Origin of the sequence: Cyclobacterium sp. SYSU L10401, from assembly GCF_010993705.1 — a bacterium.
Classification (GTDB): domain Bacteria; phylum Bacteroidota; class Bacteroidia; order Cytophagales; family Cyclobacteriaceae; genus Cyclobacterium.
The window spans coordinates 1-20624 of the sequence record NZ_WOFO01000013.1; the positions used below are offsets into that span (position 1 = coordinate 1).

A 20624-nucleotide genomic window follows, 5' to 3' on the forward strand; every position below is an offset into this window, starting at 1 on the left:
CCCGAAAGATCGAATCCCGTACGACTTGCATGTATTAGGCCTGCCGCTAGCGTTCATCCTGAGCCAGGATCAAACTCTCCATTGTAAAGTTTGTGTGTGGGCCAATCATCCTTAAAAGAATGATCTTTCCACTGTATTTTCCAGATCGAATTGAATCGATTTGTCAGAATTTAAATTTTGCTATCTTACACTACTTCAAAGAACTTATCAGGTAACTTACTTACCCAATTGCTGAATTTCTTCAGTCATTTCAATAACTTATGCCAAACAGGATTGCAAATGTCGCCTTAAAATCTTGAATTTTCAAATTTAAAAGAGGAAAATTTTGGTATTTTATCGCTTTGTTTTTTCCGGAGAAAACCTAGAAATCAGAGTCTTTTCGCTTTTCCATTCAGGCTTTTCTCAAATGGGAATGCAAACATAGAGCCCTTTTACGAATTCACCAAAGAAGTGTGGGTTTTTATTTAAACAAAACCGTTAATTTCCTCAAAAACAGATGCATTTCTTTCTTAAACCTTCTTTTCTCTTGGCCGCTTGTATACCGGCACCGTGCTACATGGCTCCCCGAACATGATGTTTTTCACTACAGGTAAAATTAAGCGGATGACTTCCCCATAGGCATAATCAGGAACAGGCATTTTGCTGCAACCCTTGATCACCACTGGCCTGTCTTTCAACGCTTCCAAATCCAGGTTTTTAAGGGATTTCGCCATTAAATGAACCTCAAGCTCCTTCAGATCCCCTATAACCACCTCTTTTGCAACTTTCTGAAGATTAACTACAGCCAGCATCAAGGCCCAGGTAGGTACAATGGCATCAGCAGAACAGTGAACGGCTACCAGCTTGTCTTGATAAACAGACCAATCCAGTTCCTTCATTCTTTCCCGGTATTCCACTTCCCTTACCACCAATCCCTGATAAAGAAATGGTGCCAGATCAAATCGTACACGCTCTCCTTTCTCGTAAAAGTGCTCCAGATCTATGGTTACTATTGGACTGTTGGCTACCCGGTTTACAATATCACTCATGACAATAATGGATTTTTCTTTGACTTAAGAACCATAAACTCCTTCAAGTAGTTCGGCTCAAAGTAGGCGATATCTTCCATCAGCCCCAACTCATATTTTTCAAATGCTATTTCCCCTACACTCGTTGCCGAATTCAGTTTGTCTACAAAAATCGCATTGGCGGATTTCAACACCACGCTGGTTTTTTCATTGGCATTGCCTAAAAAATAAACCTTGCCCCGGGATAAATACTCACTAAATGAGTCCGCTTCCAACACCTCTGGTTTCAGGTCAACCAATGTTTGTCCCGAATGATCCAGTACCTTCATGTAAACTTCCATTCGCCTGGCATCAATCATGGGTACAATATAAGCGTCCTCCTCTATCCGGTGCACCAACTGACGGCCAAGTGCATCCAGGCTATCCACGCCAATAAGGGGCAAATCCAGCGCAAATGCCAGCCCTTTAGCTGTAGCCACTCCTATTCTTAAACCGGTATAGGATCCTGGACCCTGGGCCACCGCAATGGCATCAAGGTGCTTCAATTCAAATCCTGATTGCTCTATCAGCGATTTTATACAGGGTACCAATTTGCTCCCATGGACATTGTCCTGAAACAACTCCATCAATGCCAGAAGTTTCCCTTTTTCGTGTAAAGCCAGGGAACAAACGCCAATAGAAGTTTCTATAGAAAGGATTCTACTCATACTTGAAGAAAATTAGACCAGATTATCCGGATAGTAACCAAAAACCAATCCATACGTCCCAAATCCCAAAAATATATTGATCTCCTTAAATACCGGGATCCATTTGACTTTTCCCATGAAACAGGTATTCCGTCCAGACAACCCCTTTCGGCACCTGATTAATCCTATTTAGCAGACAAGATTTGGGTATAACGATCCATATCTCCCAATACTTCCATTGCCTGAAGCAATTCGGGATCATGGTCCAGAGAGGCAGCGATGATGCCTTCCTGATAATAGTACCTGGAAACAATCTCATCCTTCAGGGCATTCTTGATTTCATCCTTAAAGGTGATCAGGTCCTGTTCCTTACTATGGCTGACGCTACTTTTCAAAGAGGCCAATTCGTCTTTGATGTCTTCAAAATACTTCTCACGCTCCGCATACTTTTCCAAATCCTCAATGGTTTTTTCCACCCGCGTGGTGTAGTCATAATCTTTATCCTGAAGCCATGCCACAAATTGATCGTACAACTCATCGCTGACTTCAAACTTCCTGGCATCAGCTATGGATTCATTTTTCAGTGCAAATTCACTGGCAAACTCAAAGATCAGACTTCGGGTAACCAAGCTATAGGTAATCGGCGCAAAAGACCGGGAATCCAATTCAATGTCGGGTTCAATTCCTGCACCATCATAGACCTTCCTTCCATTTCTGGTCTTAAATTCCTTTCTCAGGGAGTCTGCTACATAGCTGCCATTCCCATTTTCATCCTTGGCACTATAATCAATGGCCTGAATACAGCGCCCGCTGGGAATATAATATTTGGCAGTGGTAAGTTTTACCTGAGAATTGTAGGACAGCGGCACGGTACTTTGCACCAAGCCCTTCCCAAACGACTTCCTGCCTACCAAAACCGCCCGGTCATAATCCTGCAATGAACCCGCTACAATTTCCGAAGCGGAAGCACTTCTTTCATTGATCATGACTACCAGTGGAATTTTCCTATCCATGGGAGACAATCTGGTTTTATATTCTGCATTGACATTTTCCAGCTTTCCAATTGTTTTTACCACTTCCCTGCCTTTGGGGATGAAAAGGTTTACAATATCAACGGCCTCATTCAGGATTCCTCCCGGATTATCCCTTACATCCAAGATGATTTTCTGAGCTCCGCCGTCTTTCAAGTTCTGTAAAGCTATGCCCACATCCTTTGAAGCGTTGGTAGTAAAATCTGTCAGCTTGATATATCCGGTCTCACTATCAACCATTCCATGATAGGGAACGTTGCTGATAACAATCTTTTTTCTGGTAAGGTTAAAAGAAAGTGTTTCTTCCCCACGCTTCACCACTACCTCCACTTCCGTATTTGCAGGACCTTTCAATAATTTGGAGATTTCCGCTGTGCTTTTTTCAACCACATCGACTCCATCCACTTTTATCAATTCATCCGCAACCCTCAAGCCGGATGCCTGGGCAGGGAAACCGCTGTAAGGCATCAGGATCATATTCGTACCTAACCTGTTACCGATTAAAGCCCCTACTCCGCCGTACTCACCCGTGGTCATCATCCTGAAATCATCGGATTCTTCTTCTGGAATATATTCGGTATACGGATCCAATTCAGCCAGCATGGCATTGATCCCTACGGTAACCAGCTCGTCAGGATCTATTTCATCCACATAGTAAGAATCCAATTCCCTGACCAATGAAGCAAAAATATCCAGATTTTTGGCTATACTAAAAAGTTTATCATTTTTCGGGTGAAATGAAACCAAAAGGGCTGCAGTTCCCAAGAGGAAGAGCAAGCTTAGGAATACTTTATTTTGAATTAATTTATGCATCTTTTTTTGTTTTTACCTGGAGAATTTTTTTGAGTACCCTTTTCACCTTAGGTTCCATGTCATGGAAACCCATCAAATCCTGAGAAACGTAAACCAGGGCCATAAGTTTCTTTGCTGTCTCATCATTCTCCAACATGCACTTATTCAAGCGGTAGGCTTCCTTCACCCTTCTCTTGATGTGATTCCTGTCTACAGCTTTCTTAAATTTCTTTTTTGAAACAGAAACCAGTAGCTGATTGTTGGAGAGCCCATCTTTTTCAAGGTAAATTACCTTAAAAGGATATAAAAAAAAAGAGGAACCTTTATCAAAAAGTTCCTTTATTAACTTTTTGGAATGTAATCTTTCCTGTTTTGAAAACTTACAATCCATAAAATGATATTTTAATAGCTACCTCATCAGGCCAAAATTAAAACGCATTACTTCTTCAGGGTTTTCTCTGAAGAAACCGATAACTTGTGTCTACCTTTAGCTCTTCTTGCTTTCAGTACTCTCCTGCCATTGGCTGTGGACATTCTCTCTCTGAAACCGTGCTTGTTTCTTCTTTTCCTTCTTGAGGGTTGAAATGTTCTTTTCATTATTGCTATATTTTAATGACTTGACTCTTATTTTAAAAGGAGTGCAAAGATAGATAGGATTTTTTTATTTACAAATCAGTGGCTTACTTTTGTTTAAGAGCTTTGTTATACTACCGATGAAATATACCTTTTCCATACCAAACCCTAGTTCTCAACTACTCCATATACGATTGGAAATTGACTGTGAGAAAGGAGAAAATATCCACCTGCAGCTTCCATCATGGAGACCTGGACGATACGAAATAGCAAACTATGCGCAATATCTGAAAAATATACTCATCACGGGACCCGTGGAACAGGTCTCTTATAAGAAAATAACCAAGGACCTTTGGGTATTCCGGGCAGAGGAAAAGGGTTCATACAAAATCAACTATGCCTACCATGCGGCACAACTGGATGCTGGAGGAAGTTGGGTAGACCCGGAACGTGTTTACATCAATTTCATCAATCTTGCCTTCAGCGTAAAAGGTCGTGAAGAAGAATCAATTGAGATAAAACTAAAACTGCCTTCGGAATACCAACTTGCCTGCGCGCTACCTCAACCAAAAAGACACCAGCTGCAATCCCAAAACTTTCAGGAGTTGGTAGACAGCCCCCTGATTGCTTCGGCCAACTTACAGCATCAAGCTTACAAAATCAACGGTACCAGGTTTCATATATGGATATCAGGACAGGTCAGATTCGACTGGAAACTCCTTATATCTGAATTTAAAAAATTTACTCTCCGGCAGATGCAAGATTTCGGAGAGTTTCCAGCCAACGATTATCATTTTTTGATTCATATACTTCCCTTTCCCCATTATCATGGAGTGGAACACCAATATTCAACGGTTATTACCATAGGACCAGATCATTGGATTGGAAGAAAGGAAGGAATGGACAGACTGATGGGTGTTTGCAGCCACGAATTATACCACTTCTGGAATGTATGCAGGATAAGACCCAAGGCCATACAACCTTATGATTTTTCGGTGGAAGCCTATCTTGCTGAAGGTGTGGTGGCAGAAGGGGTCACCACTTTTATGGGAGATTTCTATTTGCTTAAATCCGGGTATTATGGCATCCCCGAGTATTTGAAATTGTTGGAGAAATTATTTGAAAGGGGCTTTGAAAACCTGGGATGGGAAAATCAATCCATTTCTGATTCCAGTTGGGACCTTTGGCTAGATGGGTATAAAGCCGGTGTTCCGGATAAAAAAGTAAGCATTTACACCCATGGGGCATTGATAACACTGGCTCTTGACCTGATATTAATGAAAAACGGACACCGGATGCATGAAGTAATGAAGCAAATGTGGGTTAATTTTGGCTCTTCCGAAGACGGTTTCGATTTGCGGGATTTCAAAACCATTGTTTCATCGTTTACCTCAGCACCGGATGACATCAGCTCTTTTTTTGATCGTTTTGTCTGGGGAAAAGAAGACCTGTTTCCTGTCCTTGAATCTCTGCTCCCGTCTATAGGTCTGGAAATAAAGAAAGTCCCCAGGGAAAATAAACTGGAAACTGGATTTGGTATAAAAACCAATCAAAAGGGAAAAGTCCTGAGAATCCATCCCAAGGCTGAGGCCTACCAACACCTGATGATTGGGGACAGCATCCTTTACTACCAATACAGGGATAATGGCCTCCGGTTATCTTTTGATCGCTGGAATAAAGAAATGGAAATCTTTCTTCCGAATTCTACTTCGGACACCAGCTATTTTGTGGATTACAAGATTGTTCAATCCGGCCCTTCAGAAGCATTTAGCAGGTTTACCCATAGTTGAGGTATCAGAAAAGAAGCCAATTATAAAGTAAACCAATGGGTCAATTTTGCGTATAAAATACTGAAAACCAAACAGATTACGCTATGGACACCCTACATCAAATCGAACATTGGGCAGACCGGCATCATCCCCGGTGGATTGATTTCATTCGGGTTGCATTGGGCATATTTATCCTCTATAAAGGAATCATGTTCATTTCCAATACCGACGAACTATTGAACCTGATCCGGGAAATGGATATTGGATTTTTCCACATGGCGCTGGCACATTACGTTGCTTTTGCTCATTTGGTAGGGGGAATCCTGATTGCTTTGGGGCTGATCACAAGATGGGCTGTGGTGGTACAGATCCCTATATTGATAGGCGCTGTATTCTTTGCGAACATGGATTCGCAATTCCTTTCCGTAACCAATAGTGGGGAATTTTGGATTTCCCTGACGGTTTTGATTCTCCTGGTTGTATTTTTGATTTATGGATCAGGAAAATTTTCTGTGGATGAGTACATGGAAAATCACGCCAATGCCTGATAAGTAAGATCGACAAAATTTTGCCGATCTTACTTATTCAAACATAGAATTATCCAGGGTAGCATTGATTTGAATGTCAATCAACCTTGTTTCCAGGGGAACCGGAATCATGGGATTCGAAATGTTGATTTTCGTTGGAAAAAGAATGCCTTCGATTTCCTTATAATCCATGAATTCCACATCACCCGCAATATCCGTCATCATTTTTAATTTAAGCCCATTAGCCACGCTGTAATATTCTTTACTCTTCATCCCTTCTCCATTTGTCACGAGCACAGTATGGGCCTCTTCTCCATTGATTTCCTCATTTTCTCCCATGGTCATGGTAAATCCCATCCGTTCATAATGTAGCTCGGGAAAAGCGTAAATATTTGTTTTCAACGTTTCCAGCTGATCTGCCGTCAGATTCTGAACTTGGCCCATGGCACTCATGTAGCCCTCATTGTCTCGCACCACTGTTTTCTGGACCACATTTCCCTGCATGACAATTTGCTGCATCATACGCATACCTTCCATGTCCCGTATGGTGCTCATTTCCACATCCATACCTTGAACTGTAGCTTCCATCACCAGTATAAGAGTTTTAATTTGGTTGATTTTCTCTGCTCCGCCAATGGCCTGCACATAATCTCCGAGCACTTCCCCGGGAGTTTTTTCAAAAGATGTCTTTACAGGTGTCTTTTGTACCTCTCCAACTCTTCCAGCAAAAAGCATCACTCCCGAAAGGAGTAGAAAAACAAGTCTATTCACAGTAACCTTTTAAAATTATAATTTTATTCAAAATCCTGATCGGACAAAGATACATTTAATTCTAAATTATCCACTTTTGAATTCAGCGGAACTGGGATCATGGGACTTTTCAGAGACATTTCAACAGGAAATTTGACCCCTTCAAACTCCTGATAATCCGTATAAGTGGTTTCTCCTGAGATTTGATTTTCGCTTCTCAGCTTAAGTCCCGTATCCATACTGTAATAATTCGTGACCTCCCCTCCGGTTGGGTTTGAAATTACCACCTTGTAGGCTGATTCCCCTTCAATTTCGGATGCCCCGTCTAAAGTCAGGGTATACCCCATGTTTTCGTAATACAACTCGGGTATCAACCATAAGGAAGCCATTTTGACATCTTCATATTGCTCGTCGGAAAGGGTTTGTGACTGCCCCATTGAACTGACAGTTGCTTCTCCGTTTTTCAGTATGGTTTTGGAGGCCTCATTGCCCATCATCAAAACTTTTTGGATCATTCGTTGCCCTTCCATATCGTGTAAGGCCACCATGTCCAGCTTGGTGCCCTGTACTTCTGCCGACATTTCCAATTTGGCAGATTTAATGCTCTCTGCTGCATCCCTGCCTCCTATGGCTGACAGATAATCCCCGATAATGTCTGTGGCTGTTTTATTGGTATCGGACAATTCAATTTGTTGTACCTCATCTCCTGTTTCGTTGTATAGCCTGACTTCCCCAAACTGGGACAAACCTTCCCTGATTTCAGATCCGTTTCCAACTACTGTAATATACAGGTTCTCTGGCATCATGTATTTCTCGGCAACCTTATTGATATCTTCCACGGTCAGGGCATCGAGCCGTTGCAGGTAGTTGCTGTAATAATCATCGGGAAGTCCATACCTGGAAATATTAATGGCAAAAGAAGCGATGTTATTGGGGTTTTCCAGAGATCTCCCAAACCTTCCACTTAAATTGGCTTTTGCCATTTCAAGTTCATCCTCTGTTATCCCATTTTCAGCCAGGTTACGGATTTCATAGAGCATTTCATATACCGAAGAATCGGTAACCGCATTTCTGACAGAGGTATTGGCAGAAAATTTTGCGATCAGTTTATCTGAGCCAAAACTAGATCTGGCCCCATAAGTGTAGCCTTTGGTTTCTCTTAGGTTTCCATTTAATCTGGAGTTAAACCCTTCTCCCAAAATAAAGTTTAAAACTCTTGTAGCCATGTAATCTTCATTGGGAAGATGCATTTCCACAGGATAGGCCAGGTTAATCACAGATTGGACAGCAGATGATCTATCGAGTAAGGCCACATGGTTATCGGCAGGGGCGGATGGGGAGGGGTATTCAAACTCAGGCACATCTCCCCTTTCCCAGGATGCAAAATACTCGTCTACTAATTTCCGGGCCTCCGTTTCATCTATATCACCTACTATGGCCAGATAAGCCACGTTTGGTTTGAAAAAAGTTTCATAGTATTTCTCAACATCTTCCACTGTAACCTGCTCTACCGTCTTTTCCGTGAGGGGCTCCCCATAGGGATGATCCTTGCCAAAAACAAGTGCATTGGAAACGACCCCGGCCAAATAATCAGGGTCATCCTTGGAGGCAGCCAGGTTTGTCAGGGATTGTTTTTTCAGCTTATCCAACTCTTCCTCGGGAAATACCGGGTTATGCAATACGTCAATCATCAAATCCAATATTTTTTCCTGATGCTTTTTCAGTGATGAGGCCGAAATAGAAGTGGAACTCGCACTTAGGGAGGCTCCAATGAAATCTACTGCCTCATCTAGCTCATCCTTTGTTTTGGAGGCGGTACCTGCCATCATCAAATCTCCCACAAAACTGGTAAGCCCAGCTTTATCCCCTTCAAAAAGAGGGTCCCGGTCCAAAATCATATAGAAGGCAACCCTTGGCAGCTTGTCATTGGGAACCACAAAAACTTTCAACCCATTTTCCAGGGTAAAGGTAGCAGGATCCGTAAATTCTATGGTCGGAGCGGGTCCGGGTTTGGGTAAAACACTGCGGTCTACCTGAGCCTGCAGGTGAAAAACGAATAAGCAGGCTAAAAGAGATAAATATAGTTTTTTCATTGTTCTCGGCTTTTTGAATTATTCCTGGCTTGCAGCAGTTTGCTGTGATTTTGGCAAATAATATAGCACCACCCGTCCATCTAAAGTCAGGTATTCCCTGGCTACTCTCTGGATGTCCGCCCTACTCACTTCCCGGTATTTTTCCAATTCCCTGTTAATGTATCCGGTATCTCCATAAAACAATTTGGATTCAGCCAGATTTTGGGCAATACCTTCAATAGAGGAGTTTTTACTTACCAAATCGTTTTCAATAATGTTTTGGAGTTTCTGAAAATCCTGATTTGAAATTCCTTCCTCCTGAACCTTCTGAATCAACAAATCCACCTCCTTTTCCAGGTCTTCGGGTTCAACTCCCATATTGGCAATACCATACATGATAAAAATACCCCCATCTTCCAGGTCCAGTGGAATCGCTGCAATCACCAGGGCCTTTTGCTGCTTGTCTACCAATTCCTTCGTCATCAAAGAGGATTTCCCTCCAGTGAGATAAGTGGATAACATTTCCATCGCATATGCGTCAGGATGGTTTTTGGGAGGCAAATTGTAAGCCTGGATGATGGCAGGAATCTGAATGTTGTCATAAATCACATCCCTAATTTCTTCCGTCTTTCGGGGCTCCTCTATTTTTGGTCTATAGATTTCCTTTTCACCTTTTGGGACTTCAGAAAAATATTTTTTTACCCATGCCTCCGTTTGATCGTAATCAATGTCCCCCGCTATTGTAAGGATAGCATTGTTGGGCACATAAAAATCCTTATAAAATTGCATGAACTCATCCAGACTTGCTGCATTCAGGTGATCCAACGAGCCAATTGGCGCCCATTGATAGGGATGCTTGGTGTAGGCCCTTACCAGTGTTTCTGGTAGAATGGTACCATAGGGCTGATTGTCATATCGCTGTCTTTTTTCTTCCTTTACTACTTCTCTTTGTGTTTCCAAACCCACCTCATCGATTTTGGCATGAAGCATCCGCTCACTTTCCAGGTAAAGGGCCAGTTCCAGGTAGTTGGACGGCATTAATTCGTAATAATAGGTAATGTCATTGCTGGTGAAGGCATTCAATGCACCACCATTTCCTTCCACCAGATCGGTGTATTGACCCCTTTCTATGTTCTCTGAACCTTCAAAAAGCAGGTGTTCAAAGAAATGGGCAAATCCGGTTCGTTCAGGATCCTCATTCTTTGACCCAACATGGTACATTACTGAGGTGACCACTATGGGTGTCTTGTTGTCCTTATGCATGATCACATGAAGACCGTTATCCAGGGAAAATTCCCTGAAATCAATATTGGTCTGACCAAAAGCTGCGGCATGATAGAAAAACACACCGATTAGCCAAATAATATACTTTTTCATAGGCAAGTAAATAACTATAGTTATGGTTTATGCTTTGTGTTGTTTCGTTACCCCCTAATTTAAACGTTTATCCGTTAATATTTTCGTTTAGGGCAAATTTCCTACTATTATAAGCATGAAATTTCAGGACTTGATTCTCCCTAATAACGCTTTAATGGCGGCAAGGTTTTTTTCGTTTTGTTCTTTCAGCAGGGTATAAAAAGTTTCTGAAACCAATTCAGGATTACGAAGTAAAATATCAAATTCCTTGGTTGCTTTTTTTTCTGCATCCAGGCAGTATTTTGCGATTTCTTTCTGATTGTCATGATCCAAAGAGGTTTTAAAGTTTTTCCAGGACCTTTGAAATAAATTCAGAAAACTTCCCTCTTCAATGGGCTTCCCCTCCAATCGGTATATTTCTTCATTGAGGCCATCCCGCAATACCATCTTTTCCTTTGCCCTCTCAATGAAAAAGTCCTTAAGGGAACCCTCCTCTATATTCCTTGCGGCATCTTTATATCCTTTGATTCCGTCATGGGTATGTTTGAGTACTTCGTTTAGATATTTGATTAGCTTTTGTTGGATTGCCATAAATAATTTAGGTCAGCTTGAAAGCCTAAATATACCAAAATGCTTTCATCCTACCTATCTGTGCGGGTATTAGGTTGTGCTGAGATTTGATTTTAAACAGGGTTTCAATATATTCACCACCTCAATCAACATGATATTACCATGCTTCCATTCTTTAAATATTTCACCAAACCATTTCCAGGCCTAAGTGCGACCCTACCGGTCATTTTCTTGATTTTTAGCTGTTCCCAGGGTAATGTCCCTGAGCAGGATAATAAAAATTGGTACAAAGGAAACCTGCATACCCATTCCTATTGGAGCGATGGGGACGAGTTTCCTGAAGTAATCATGGAATGGTACAAAGAAAATGACTACCATTTTGTGGCCTTATCTGACCACAATATTTTTCAGGAGGGAGAAAAGTGGGTCAATATCAGGAAAGACAGTCTATATAGGACCGCCTTTTCGGATTATTTGGAAGCGTACGGTGAGGATTGGGTAGTCTACGAGGAAGATGGAGATGATCTGAAGGTGAAACTTAAAACTTTTGATGAATATTCCCCGCTCTACCATGAAGCAGAGCGATTTATAATGTTGCCAGCTGAGGAAATTTCAGCTGGGTATGATGGCAAACCCCTGCACCTGAATGCTACCAACCTGGACAAACTGATTCAACCAAGGGAGGGCGGAAGTGTAGTAGAAGTATTGCAAAACAACATCAATGCGGTACTGGAGCAACGAGAAGCCTCAGGCAAACCCATGATGGTCCATATCAATCACCCTAATTTCAGATGGGCCATTACCCTGGAAGACATGATCAGGCTGAAGGGAGAACGGTTTTTTGAAGTGTACAATGGGCACCCTGCGGTCAATAACCTGGGGGATTCCTCACGGATAGGTTACGAAGAAATGTGGGACTTTATCAATATCGCTTATTTGGAAAAAGAGCAACCTCTCCTTTTTGGCCTGGCTACCGACGATAGCCATAGCTACCATGAACAGTCTAGCAAACTGGCCAATGCAGGCCGGGGTTGGGTCATGGTCCAAACGGATACGCTCTCTCCTGCCTCTCTGATCCAGGCGCTGGAGCAGGGCGATTTTTATGCCTCTACAGGAATAACCCTGGAAGCGTTGAGCTACAACAACAACAAATTACAAGTGGAAGCCCAAGCCAAAGAGGGCGTAAATTATACCCTTGAGTTTATTGGATGCAAAAAAGGTGACAAAGAAACAAGGGTATTAAAAACGGTTCAGGGGAATTCAGGAGAATTTGAAGTAGGGGAGGACCTGCTTTTTGTCCGGTGTAAAATCACCTCTTCCGAACCCCAACCCAATCCGGTGGAAAACATGACCAATCAACTTGCATGGACCCAACCTGTACAGCCGGAATAACTTTTTCCTTTTTACCGGGGATGGAAAGTTAAGCCTGTCTCCTTACCAGGTCCAAATAATAAAGGCAAAGCCTGTCAGGCAACATTTATGGAATTGATATTCTACTTTTCCATAAAGAACAGACTAAAGCGGCCCATAAACATAACGTTACATGCACCATAATTTAATAAAAGCGGGGCTTTGCACCCTGATCTTTCTGATCCACAGCTTTCTATTTGCCCAGGACGGTAAAAAAATAAGTCTGGAGGATGTGATCAAAAAGCAAATCTTCCTCCCACAAACAGTTCGGGGAATCAACTGGATGAGCGATGGCCAATTTTACAGCTCCCTAAAGGAGGTGGGAGGCCATTCTCAGGTGGTCAAAATCAAGCTGGCCACCGGAGAACAGACTGCTGTATTGATTGATGGACGGGAGCTTGGTCTGAATTTTACTGAATACGCCTTCAATCCAGAAGAAAGCATGGCCCTGCTTGCATCTGAGGTAGAATCCATTTATCGCAGGTCCAGCAAGGCTGTCTATCACCTGTTGGACCTGAAAAGCGGGAAGCTTCGGCAACTGGAAAATGGAGAAAAAATTTCCTATGCCAGCCTTTCTCCCGATAACAAAAAAATAGCCTTTGTCAAAAACAATAATTTGTACTATGAGGACCTGCTCTCGGGAGAAAAAGTCCAGGTTACTCGTGATGGAGAAACTAATGTCATCATCAATGGAGCGGCCGATTGGGTCTATGAAGAAGAATTTTCAATGGCCAAAGCATTTGAATGGTCTCCTGATGGAAATAAGCTTGCCTTTATTCGTTTTGACGAAAGGGAGGTACCTGAATTTAACATGCAAAAATGGGGTAAACTTTATCCTGAGGATTACCATTTTAAGTATCCGAAAGCAGGAGAAAAAAATGCAACGGTAACCATAAAGGTTTATAATTTGGAAAATGCCCAGAGCGAAACCATGAACACAGGCGAAGAAACAGATATTTACCTTCCGAGAATGTACTGGGCCAATGACAGCGAAACCCTGGCCATCATCCGATTAAATCGCCTTCAAAATCAAATGGATATCCTTTTTGCCAAGGTAAACACTGGAAATACAGAAGTGATGTTATCAGAAACGTCAACATCCTATGTAGACCTGAATTACAATGACAATTTTATTTTCCTACCGGAAAACCAAGGTTTCATCACCACGTCGGAGAAGGATGGTTTCAAACACGTTTACCATCACAGTTCAAATGGCGAGCAGATCAGGCAAATTACCCGGGGAGACTGGGAAGTAACCTCATTGGTGGGTGTGGATGTGGAAGATGAGCGGGTGTATTATGTTTCTACAGAACAATCTCCCATAGAACGTCAGTTTTATTCTATAGGCCTTGACGGAAAAAAGAAGAAGTTGCTGAGCCCGCAACCCGGTACCCATAACATCAACATGAGTCCAGACCACCGTTTCTATATAGATACCTACAGTAGGGTGGACAGGCCACTTCAGACTTCCCTGTTTGACCGCAAAGGAAGACAGATAAAAATTCTGGAAGACAATCAGGAGCTTCAGGAAAAGATGCAATCTTTTGATTTCAATGAGAAAACCTTTTTTTCATTTCAAACTCCCGATGGAACCTCGCTTAACGGGTACATGATCAAGCCTCCGGATTTTGATCCCTCCAGAACCTATCCTTTATTGCTTTATGTTTATGGAGGGCCCGGATCTCAGAATGTAATGAACGCCTGGGGTAGTAGCAGAGACTGGTGGCACCAACACCTGGCGGCAGAAGGATTTGTGGTTGCCTGTGTGGATAACAGAGGCACCGGTGGCAGGGGAAAAGCCTTTAAGCACAGCACCTACGCTCAACTAGGAAACCTTGAAACCCAGGACCAAATCGCTGCCGCACAACACCTTGCTTCCATGGCATTTATTGATAAGGAAAGGATTGGCATCTGGGGTTGGTCTTATGGCGGATACATGTCGTCTCTCGCCCTGATGCTCGGACATGATACCTTTAAGATGGCTATAGCCGTGGCCCCGGTAACTACCTGGCGCTACTATGACACCATATATACGGAAAGATACCTCCAAACTCCACAGCTAAACCCTGCCGGCTATGATAATTTTAGCCCTATCAACCATGTAAACCAATTAAAAGGAAATTTCTTGCTTATACATGGTACCGGAGATGACAATGTTCATTTTCAGAATTCAGTTGATTTGGTGGACGCATTGGTTGCAGCGGATAAACAATTTGATTCCTTCTATTATCCAAACCGCAGCCATGGTATCAGTGGTGGTAATACAACCTGGCACCTTTATCAAATGATGACGGAATATATCAAGGAAAAGCTTTAATGAACAATAACATCTTGGCCCGGGCGGGTTTAAAGCAAAGTTATTTTCCTTAAGGCTTTTGGCTTCTGGCGAAATTATTCTAAATTGAAAAAGGCAATAAATCCCGAAATCATGAAAGAAAATATAAATACCACCCTTCACAGTCTGAGCCTGGCTGCTGTCTTTGGTCTACTTGCCTGGTACTATATAGGTTCTGGGAATACTGCTCCGGTAATCTTCACCTGGATGATCGGCATCCTGATTGTGATTGAGATCAGCAGTCTTGCCCTGGTCAGTGGGATTTATCCCGAAAGCCATACCTCGTTTAAAATTGGCATCATCGCAGCACTTTTTATTCTTTTGGGAATCAAGGGTATGTTGCCTTCCTTTTTTGTCCCTTTAACGATCACATTAATGGCAGTTAACTTCCTTTATAACTTTTACACAAACAATAAAAGGAAAAAAGGAGGTTTTAAAAGAAAAAAGAGGCCCTTGCGGTACTGAACTTCTAAGCATATCCTACTTCCATAATTACGCTCAGTTGCACTTTCCGTGCTGCCTTCTTAACCATCTATTGTTCGGATAATGACAAGAAGTCGTTCATTTTCGCACACTTTTCCGTTTGAAAAAAACACTTCTCATTCCTGAGATTTTTATTCAAAAAAAAGCTTTCATTATTTTCTCCCGCTCATAGCACCCATTTCAGGATTGAAATACCTGGTAAAGTGTATTGAAAACAGACATTTTTGTTCATATCTGTCCGCATACCGTACACCTGCCCGTCAAATCATGGGCTTTCTCAGGGTTTAAATTTATTAATTTAATTTTTAAGAAATATCTTTTGGCCGATCCAGGATTTTCATGGTACAGGTTTGGTATGGTATTCTGCAAAAGCAACCAAACAAAACACATAGACCATGAAAACTCTCGTAACATTATTGATGACAATGAGCCTGGCATTGGGAAGCCTTGCCGCAGAAAAAAGCCTTATGGAAGTTTCATCCATAAAAGTAGGTGAACAAAGATTTACGCTAAGCCTATCGGAAGCAATAGGCAGCGTACATGTATCCATCATAAACTCCAATGGAAAGGTAATTGACCGAAACATGTTTATTGTCAAAAGCCCGCTTAACATTCCTTTCAATTTAAGTAAGTTACCTGAAGGAGAATATAAGATCAAACTTAAAACCAGAGAAGAAACCATTGATTTTTTGGTTGAAAACAAAAAAAAGGTGGAGAAAAAACTATTGGCTTACGCAAAGCCCATTGATGATAAGACTTTTTCCCTGAAAGTACTGGGAGTGGAAAAAGCGGGAACGGTAGTCACCATATTTGATAAAAGTGGCAAAAAAATAAAAACTGATAAAATCCAGGCAGTGGGTGGGTTCGTTAAAAACTATCACCTGAAGTTCATGAAATTGGAGGAGGTATACCTGCAGGTCAGGAATGCGGACGGAAAAATAAAATACTTGTATTTTGATTAGTGAAATGGCAAGAAAAGCAAAAGGCCCTGAAGATTATCAGGGCCTTTTGCTTTTATAATTTTCCGATTAGCTGAAATTGGCCAAATCATTCCATTATTTTTCCATTTCCGTTTGAATAAAATAGACAGATTGGGGAATTTGTACGACTGATCGGGACGACTCGTCTTCTATGATCAGGAATTCCGTTCCTGAGGCTTTAGCATGTGCAATAATTCCGGCCACATCGATATCCCCCTTCCCTAAAACCACATTGGTTTCCACATCTCCGGTGCCATCACTACTACCAGGGGTTCCAGGTTTTCGGTCTTTTAAATGCAGCAAGGGGAATTTATCCGGATGAGCTTTCAGGATGGCCAGTGGATCGCCTCCACCCATTTTTACCCAAAAAACATCCATCTCAAAGTCAAAATGTTGGGCATTGTCCAGCATATAATCGAATAAAGTGCCCTGCCCATAAGGCTTAAATTCATATCCATGAGGATGATAGCAATAAGTCAAGCCGGCATCTTTAACCAGTTTTCCAGCCCGGTTAAATACCTCGACAGCCTCTTTTGCTTCATTTTCTCCAAATTCTCCAGAAGTATGGGGAATCCAAAATGTCACAATATACCGGGCTCCAAAGAATTTGGCTTTGTCAATTACAGCTTGTGGATCATCGCGCATTTCTTCATAGGAACCTCCTACGCTCACCAATTGCAGGTCATGTTTATCAAGAAGGGATTTGTATTTCTTATCACTCATTCCATAAGTATCCCCTCCTTCAATGAATTTGATTCCCCATTGGTTGATGATTTCGTGGTATTGTTCCACATCCAATTTCATCTGCTCTCTGAGACTGTAAAGCTGAAGACCTAATTCCTGTGCCTGTATCAAATTAAGCATTGGGGCAGAAAAAAGGATAAATGAAAATACTAAACAGGTTTTAATTCGCATGGTCATAAGGTTTATGTGTAATGATTACCCCAAGCCCAAGATATCAAAAAACTTCGAAAAATACATGCCTAAGAAACCACAGCCATTTCAGTCCTCTTTGAATCTATCCAAAACGTACAGAAAAATGTTGAAGGATAAAGTAGAAACTTCTTCGGAAATGTCCTCATTCTTCCAATCACTTTTTTCGGAATGATCCTTGTACTTTTTTCTTTCATTTATCGCCGCCCCTCCTTCTTTTGAAGAATATCCAGATAAGGTGCTGCGGTTGGCTCTTTTTATTTTCTTTTCTGTGGTGGAAGGATGATAAGCCTTTTCTTTTTTAGGAGGTTCAACAAATTCCACATCCTGCTCAGATTGCCCATAGAGTTTTCCCACAACAAGAAAACAGAACAAACAACCGATAAGGGCGGATTGAAAAAGTATATTCGATATAAAATTTTGTGAACTCATTATGTTTTTCAGTTCATGTATCTCATTAACCTGTTTTTTTATAATAATGTTATAAAAATACAAAAATTTTTATCCTGGAACAAACAATGGTGTTCCCCTTCCTGGCATTCAGGAACTAACTTTGCCAGGTCATTATCCCTGGCAACTGGTATTGTCAATGATATTAATGATAAATTTGCAAGACCAACGAGAAAATTCAGAGTTAGGATGATTCAATCGATAGAGTTTAAAAAATTTGCGTCCAAATACCCCGGAGAATTCATAGTTTCTTCGGCCTGCGACCAAATAAACCAGGTAGCTATTGACTCCAGGAAAATCCATTCAGGAAACCAAACGCTTTTCGTAGCCTTGGATGGTTCCAGACAGAATGGCTCCGATTTTGCAATGGATGCACACGATCTGAAAGTAAGAAATTTTATTCTTCCCCTGTCGGCAAAAAAAGCTACTGAAAAATTAAAAGATTCAAACATTTTAATGGTGGAGAAACCTTTGTATGCCCTGCAGGTATTGGCAATAAAAAACAGGTCGGCATTCCTTGGTCCGGTGGTAGGCATCACAGGGAGCAATGGCAAAACCATTGTTAAAGAGTGGTTGGCCCAGATATTAGGGCAAAAATTCAACACCTATAAAAGCCCCAAGAGCTACAATAGTCAGATTGGTGTAGCATTATCTGCCTTGGGAATTCAAGCCAGACATCAGGTGGCTTTGTTAGAAGCAGGAATCTCCCAACCTGGAGAAATGGATCGTCTGAAACAGATCATTGAACCCCAGCTGGGAATATTTACCAATATTGGAAGTGCACACGATGAAAATTTTGAGGATTTAGAAACAAAAATCGAAGAGAAATGCAAATTATTCAGGGATGTGAATTTCCTGATTTACCGAAAGGATCATTCAAAACTTGGTCAATTCATTAATAAAACCTTCCATCCGGCCATGCTGATTAGTTGGTCTGATGATCCGGGGGCGGATTATACCCTCTCTATTAGGCCTGATTTCAAAGGCTCCAAAATTTTTATGGTAGCCAGAGATTTGAGGACCTTTACCTTTTTTACCAATTTCAGGGATCCCGCATCCCTGGAAAATATCCGTCATGTGATTGTCGCCAGCCTGGTATTGGGGATGAGTCCTGAAAAAATTCAATCCGGCCTGGAAATGCTGCATGCTGTGGACATGAGATTAACCCTGAAATCCGGGATCAAAAGGTGTCTGCTGATTGACGACAGCTATAACAATGACCTGGCAGGCCTGGAAATTGCGTTGGAATTTATGGCCCACCAAAGAAAGTCTGCGGAAAGACGGGTATTAATTTTGTCGGAAATGCTGCAGGAGGGAAATGAAATTGAGGTATTTAGAAAAATTGCAGGTTTAATCATCCATTATGAAATAGATTTTTTTGTGGGTGTAGGCCATCTTTTTTCTCAGTATAAAAGCTTATTCCCCAAACAAAGCAGGTTTTTTTGGGGGACCACCCATTTGCTGGAAAACATTGCGAGTTTGAATCTCTCAAATGATTTGGTTTTAGTAAAAGGTGCCAGGAATTTTCATTTTGAAAATATTATTAAACTTCTGGAAGCTCAGGTGCATGAGACCGTTCTGGAAATCAACCTGAATGCCCTCCGACATAATTTCAATTTTTATAAAAAAAGACTCCAACCGGATACCAGGATAATGGTCATGGTAAAGGCTTTTGCATACGGGGGAGGCTCAGCCGAAATTGCAAACCACCTGCAACAAATCGGGGCCGATTATCTTTCAGTGGCATATATTGACGAGGGGGTTTATCTCAGACAGAAGGGGGTTACCCTGCCCATTATGGTCATGAACCCCGATATGCAGCATTTAAGTTTGATACAGCATTATGAGTTGGAACCTGTAATTTTCAATAATCGAACCCTGCTGCAATTAACCTCAGCCCTTACTAGCCATTCGAAAAACATTTCGATACACCTGGAATTGGACACCGGAATGAGGCGATTGGGTTTAGTGGAAGGTGATCTGGAAGATACCCTTGCCTTGCTCAGAGCGCATTCTGAAATCAAATTGGCAGGACTATTTACACATCTGGCAGGAGCAGATGAAGCCATTCATGAGGATTTTAGCAGGGAGCAGCTGGCTACATTTGATAGAATCAGTCAAGGCATCATGCAAAAACTTTCCTGCAGGCCCATACGGCATGCCCTGAATTCAGCAGGAATTATCCGTTTCCCGGAATATGCCTTTGATATGGTCCGGCTGGGAATCGGACTTCATGGAGTAGAAATCAACCAACTTGAGCCGGAGAAACTTCAACCTGTAGCCACCTTGAAAACCGTAGTGTCCCAGGTGAAGAAATTAGCCAAAGGGGACAGCATCGGATATGGGAGGCATGGGAGGTTGATTCAGGATGGAGAAATCGCAACCCTGGCCATAGGCTATGCCGACGGTTATGACAGGCGTTTCGGGAATGGAAAGGCCTTTGTAATGATACAGGGAAAAAAAGCACCAACAATAGGCAATATCTGTATGGACATGTGCATGATTGACGTTTCGGACCTTCAGGTCAAAGAAGGAGATGAGGTAATCTTGTTCGGCAAAGAACCTTCCCTTCAATATTTAGCAAACCAGATAGGTACCATTCCATACGAATTGCTCACGGGCATTGGCTTGCGTGTCAAAAGGCAATATATTCTGGATTAAATCAATGGGTATTTAGGCCTAAACGAGTGGGGTATTGGATATAATTTTGTTTATTTGTGATTTAATCCTGATGACACATCAGGATTAAGATTGAAAGATTGAACCAAATTCAGACGAGCACACAGGGCTGGGTTTCCAGCGTAATAATTACGGAAATAAAATATGATTTCAACCTAATGTGTTTGGTAATGATTTGGTTATTTCTGGGATTGGTGGGAAAGCCATCCCAATTCATTATT

General features: G+C 41.8%; 18 protein-coding genes and 1 rRNA gene. 7 read left to right on the plus strand and 12 right to left on the minus strand.

All coding sequences use genetic code 11. From position 1 onward, the window contains the following. From GL182_RS21725 to rpmH, 6 genes are all read right to left on the minus strand, one after another. A 16S ribosomal RNA gene (locus GL182_RS21725) occupies positions 1–85 on the minus strand; the annotation flags it as partial. 424 nt (positions 86–509) lie between these two features. After that, the gene (locus GL182_RS21730) at positions 510–1028 is read right to left on the minus strand and encodes a DUF2480 family protein (protein ID WP_163381907.1); all 519 of its coding nucleotides are present in this window, start codon (positions 1026–1028) and stop codon (positions 510–512) included. Next, on the minus strand, positions 1025–1714 hold the full coding sequence (gene tsaB, locus GL182_RS21735) for a tRNA (adenosine(37)-N6)-threonylcarbamoyltransferase complex dimerization subunit type 1 TsaB (RefSeq protein WP_163381908.1): 690 nt from the start codon (positions 1712–1714) through the stop codon (positions 1025–1027). The genes GL182_RS21730 and tsaB overlap by 4 nt, the downstream gene beginning before the upstream one ends. Positions 1715–1878: 164 nt before the next feature. Continuing rightward, positions 1879–3537 carry a S41 family peptidase gene (locus GL182_RS21740; RefSeq protein ID WP_163381909.1) on the minus strand — a complete coding sequence of 553 codons (1659 nt, stop codon included), beginning with the start codon at positions 3535–3537 and terminating at the stop codon, positions 1879–1881. Beyond that, positions 3530–3907: a ribonuclease P protein component gene (gene rnpA / locus GL182_RS21745; protein WP_163381910.1), complete on the minus strand. Its 378-nt coding sequence runs from the start codon at positions 3905–3907 to the stop codon at positions 3530–3532. Before rnpA ends, GL182_RS21740 begins: the two co-directional genes overlap by 8 nt. Positions 3908–3954: 47 nt before the next feature. Continuing rightward, entirely contained in the window at positions 3955–4113 is a 159-nt protein-coding gene (gene rpmH / locus GL182_RS21750) for a 50S ribosomal protein L34 (RefSeq protein WP_092170336.1), read from the minus strand. Between the two features lie 116 nt (positions 4114–4229). Here rpmH and GL182_RS21755 point away from each other — a divergent pair, with 116 nt between their 5' ends. Both GL182_RS21755 and GL182_RS21760 read left to right on the plus strand, forming a co-directional pair. Beyond that, complete coding sequence (locus GL182_RS21755) at positions 4230–5879, plus strand: M61 family metallopeptidase (protein WP_163381911.1); 1650 nt, start codon at positions 4230–4232, stop codon at positions 5877–5879. Between the two features lie 83 nt (positions 5880–5962). After that, on the plus strand, positions 5963–6406 hold the full coding sequence (locus GL182_RS21760; RefSeq protein ID WP_163381912.1) for a DoxX family protein: 444 nt from the start codon (positions 5963–5965) through the stop codon (positions 6404–6406). 33 nt (positions 6407–6439) lie between these two features. On the opposite strand, the gene GL182_RS21765 is transcribed toward GL182_RS21760, so the two are convergent. The 4 genes from GL182_RS21765 to GL182_RS21780 all read right to left on the minus strand — a co-directional run bounded on the left by GL182_RS21765 (position 6440) and on the right by GL182_RS21780 (position 11154). Then, positions 6440–7156, minus strand: a complete 717-nt coding sequence (locus GL182_RS21765) for a peptidase, M16 family protein (protein ID WP_163381913.1) — start codon at positions 7154–7156, stop codon at positions 6440–6442. Positions 7157–7179: 23 nt separating this feature from the next. Then, positions 7180–9228, minus strand: coding sequence for a M16 family metallopeptidase (locus GL182_RS21770; protein ID WP_163381914.1), 2049 nt, complete (start codon positions 9226–9228; stop codon positions 7180–7182). Between the two features lie 18 nt (positions 9229–9246). Next, a complete protein-coding gene (locus tag GL182_RS21775) occupies positions 9247–10584 on the minus strand; it encodes a M16 family metallopeptidase (protein WP_163381915.1) in 1338 nt (445 codons plus the stop codon). Positions 10585–10707: 123 nt separating this feature from the next. Then, the gene (locus GL182_RS21780; protein ID WP_163381916.1) at positions 10708–11154 is read right to left on the minus strand and encodes a PA2169 family four-helix-bundle protein; all 447 of its coding nucleotides are present in this window, start codon (positions 11152–11154) and stop codon (positions 10708–10710) included. Positions 11155–11295: 141 nt separating this feature from the next. On the opposite strand from GL182_RS21780, the gene GL182_RS21785 reads away from it, so the two are divergent. The 4 genes from GL182_RS21785 (at position 11296) to GL182_RS21800 (ending at position 16323) form a co-directional block, all read left to right on the plus strand. Then, the gene (locus tag GL182_RS21785) at positions 11296–12525 is read left to right on the plus strand and encodes a PHP domain-containing protein (RefSeq protein ID WP_163381917.1); all 1230 of its coding nucleotides are present in this window, start codon (positions 11296–11298) and stop codon (positions 12523–12525) included. A gap of 151 nt (positions 12526–12676) precedes the next feature. Then, entirely contained in the window at positions 12677–14860 is a 2184-nt protein-coding gene (locus GL182_RS21790) for a S9 family peptidase (protein ID WP_163381918.1), read from the plus strand. A 111-nt stretch (positions 14861–14971) separates the two neighbouring features. After that, positions 14972–15343: a hypothetical protein gene (locus GL182_RS21795; RefSeq protein WP_163381919.1), complete on the plus strand. Its 372-nt coding sequence runs from the start codon at positions 14972–14974 to the stop codon at positions 15341–15343. A gap of 413 nt (positions 15344–15756) precedes the next feature. Further along, positions 15757–16323 carry a DUF3244 domain-containing protein gene (locus tag GL182_RS21800; RefSeq protein WP_163381920.1) on the plus strand — a complete coding sequence of 189 codons (567 nt, stop codon included), beginning with the start codon at positions 15757–15759 and terminating at the stop codon, positions 16321–16323. A 93-nt stretch (positions 16324–16416) separates the two neighbouring features. Here GL182_RS21800 and GL182_RS21805 read toward each other — a convergent pair whose 3' ends face one another. Together GL182_RS21805 and GL182_RS21810 are read right to left on the minus strand one after the other, a co-directional pair. After that, entirely contained in the window at positions 16417–17205 is a 789-nt protein-coding gene (locus tag GL182_RS21805) for a sugar phosphate isomerase/epimerase family protein (protein WP_240469923.1), read from the minus strand. A gap of 138 nt (positions 17206–17343) precedes the next feature. After that, the gene (locus GL182_RS21810; protein WP_163381922.1) at positions 17344–17706 is read right to left on the minus strand and encodes a hypothetical protein; all 363 of its coding nucleotides are present in this window, start codon (positions 17704–17706) and stop codon (positions 17344–17346) included. Positions 17707–17913: 207 nt separating this feature from the next. On the opposite strand from GL182_RS21810, the gene GL182_RS21815 reads away from it, so the two are divergent. After that, positions 17914–20385, plus strand: coding sequence for a bifunctional UDP-N-acetylmuramoyl-tripeptide:D-alanyl-D-alanine ligase/alanine racemase (locus GL182_RS21815; RefSeq protein WP_163381923.1), 2472 nt, complete (start codon positions 17914–17916; stop codon positions 20383–20385). The last annotated feature ends 239 nt before the right edge of the window (positions 20386–20624 follow it).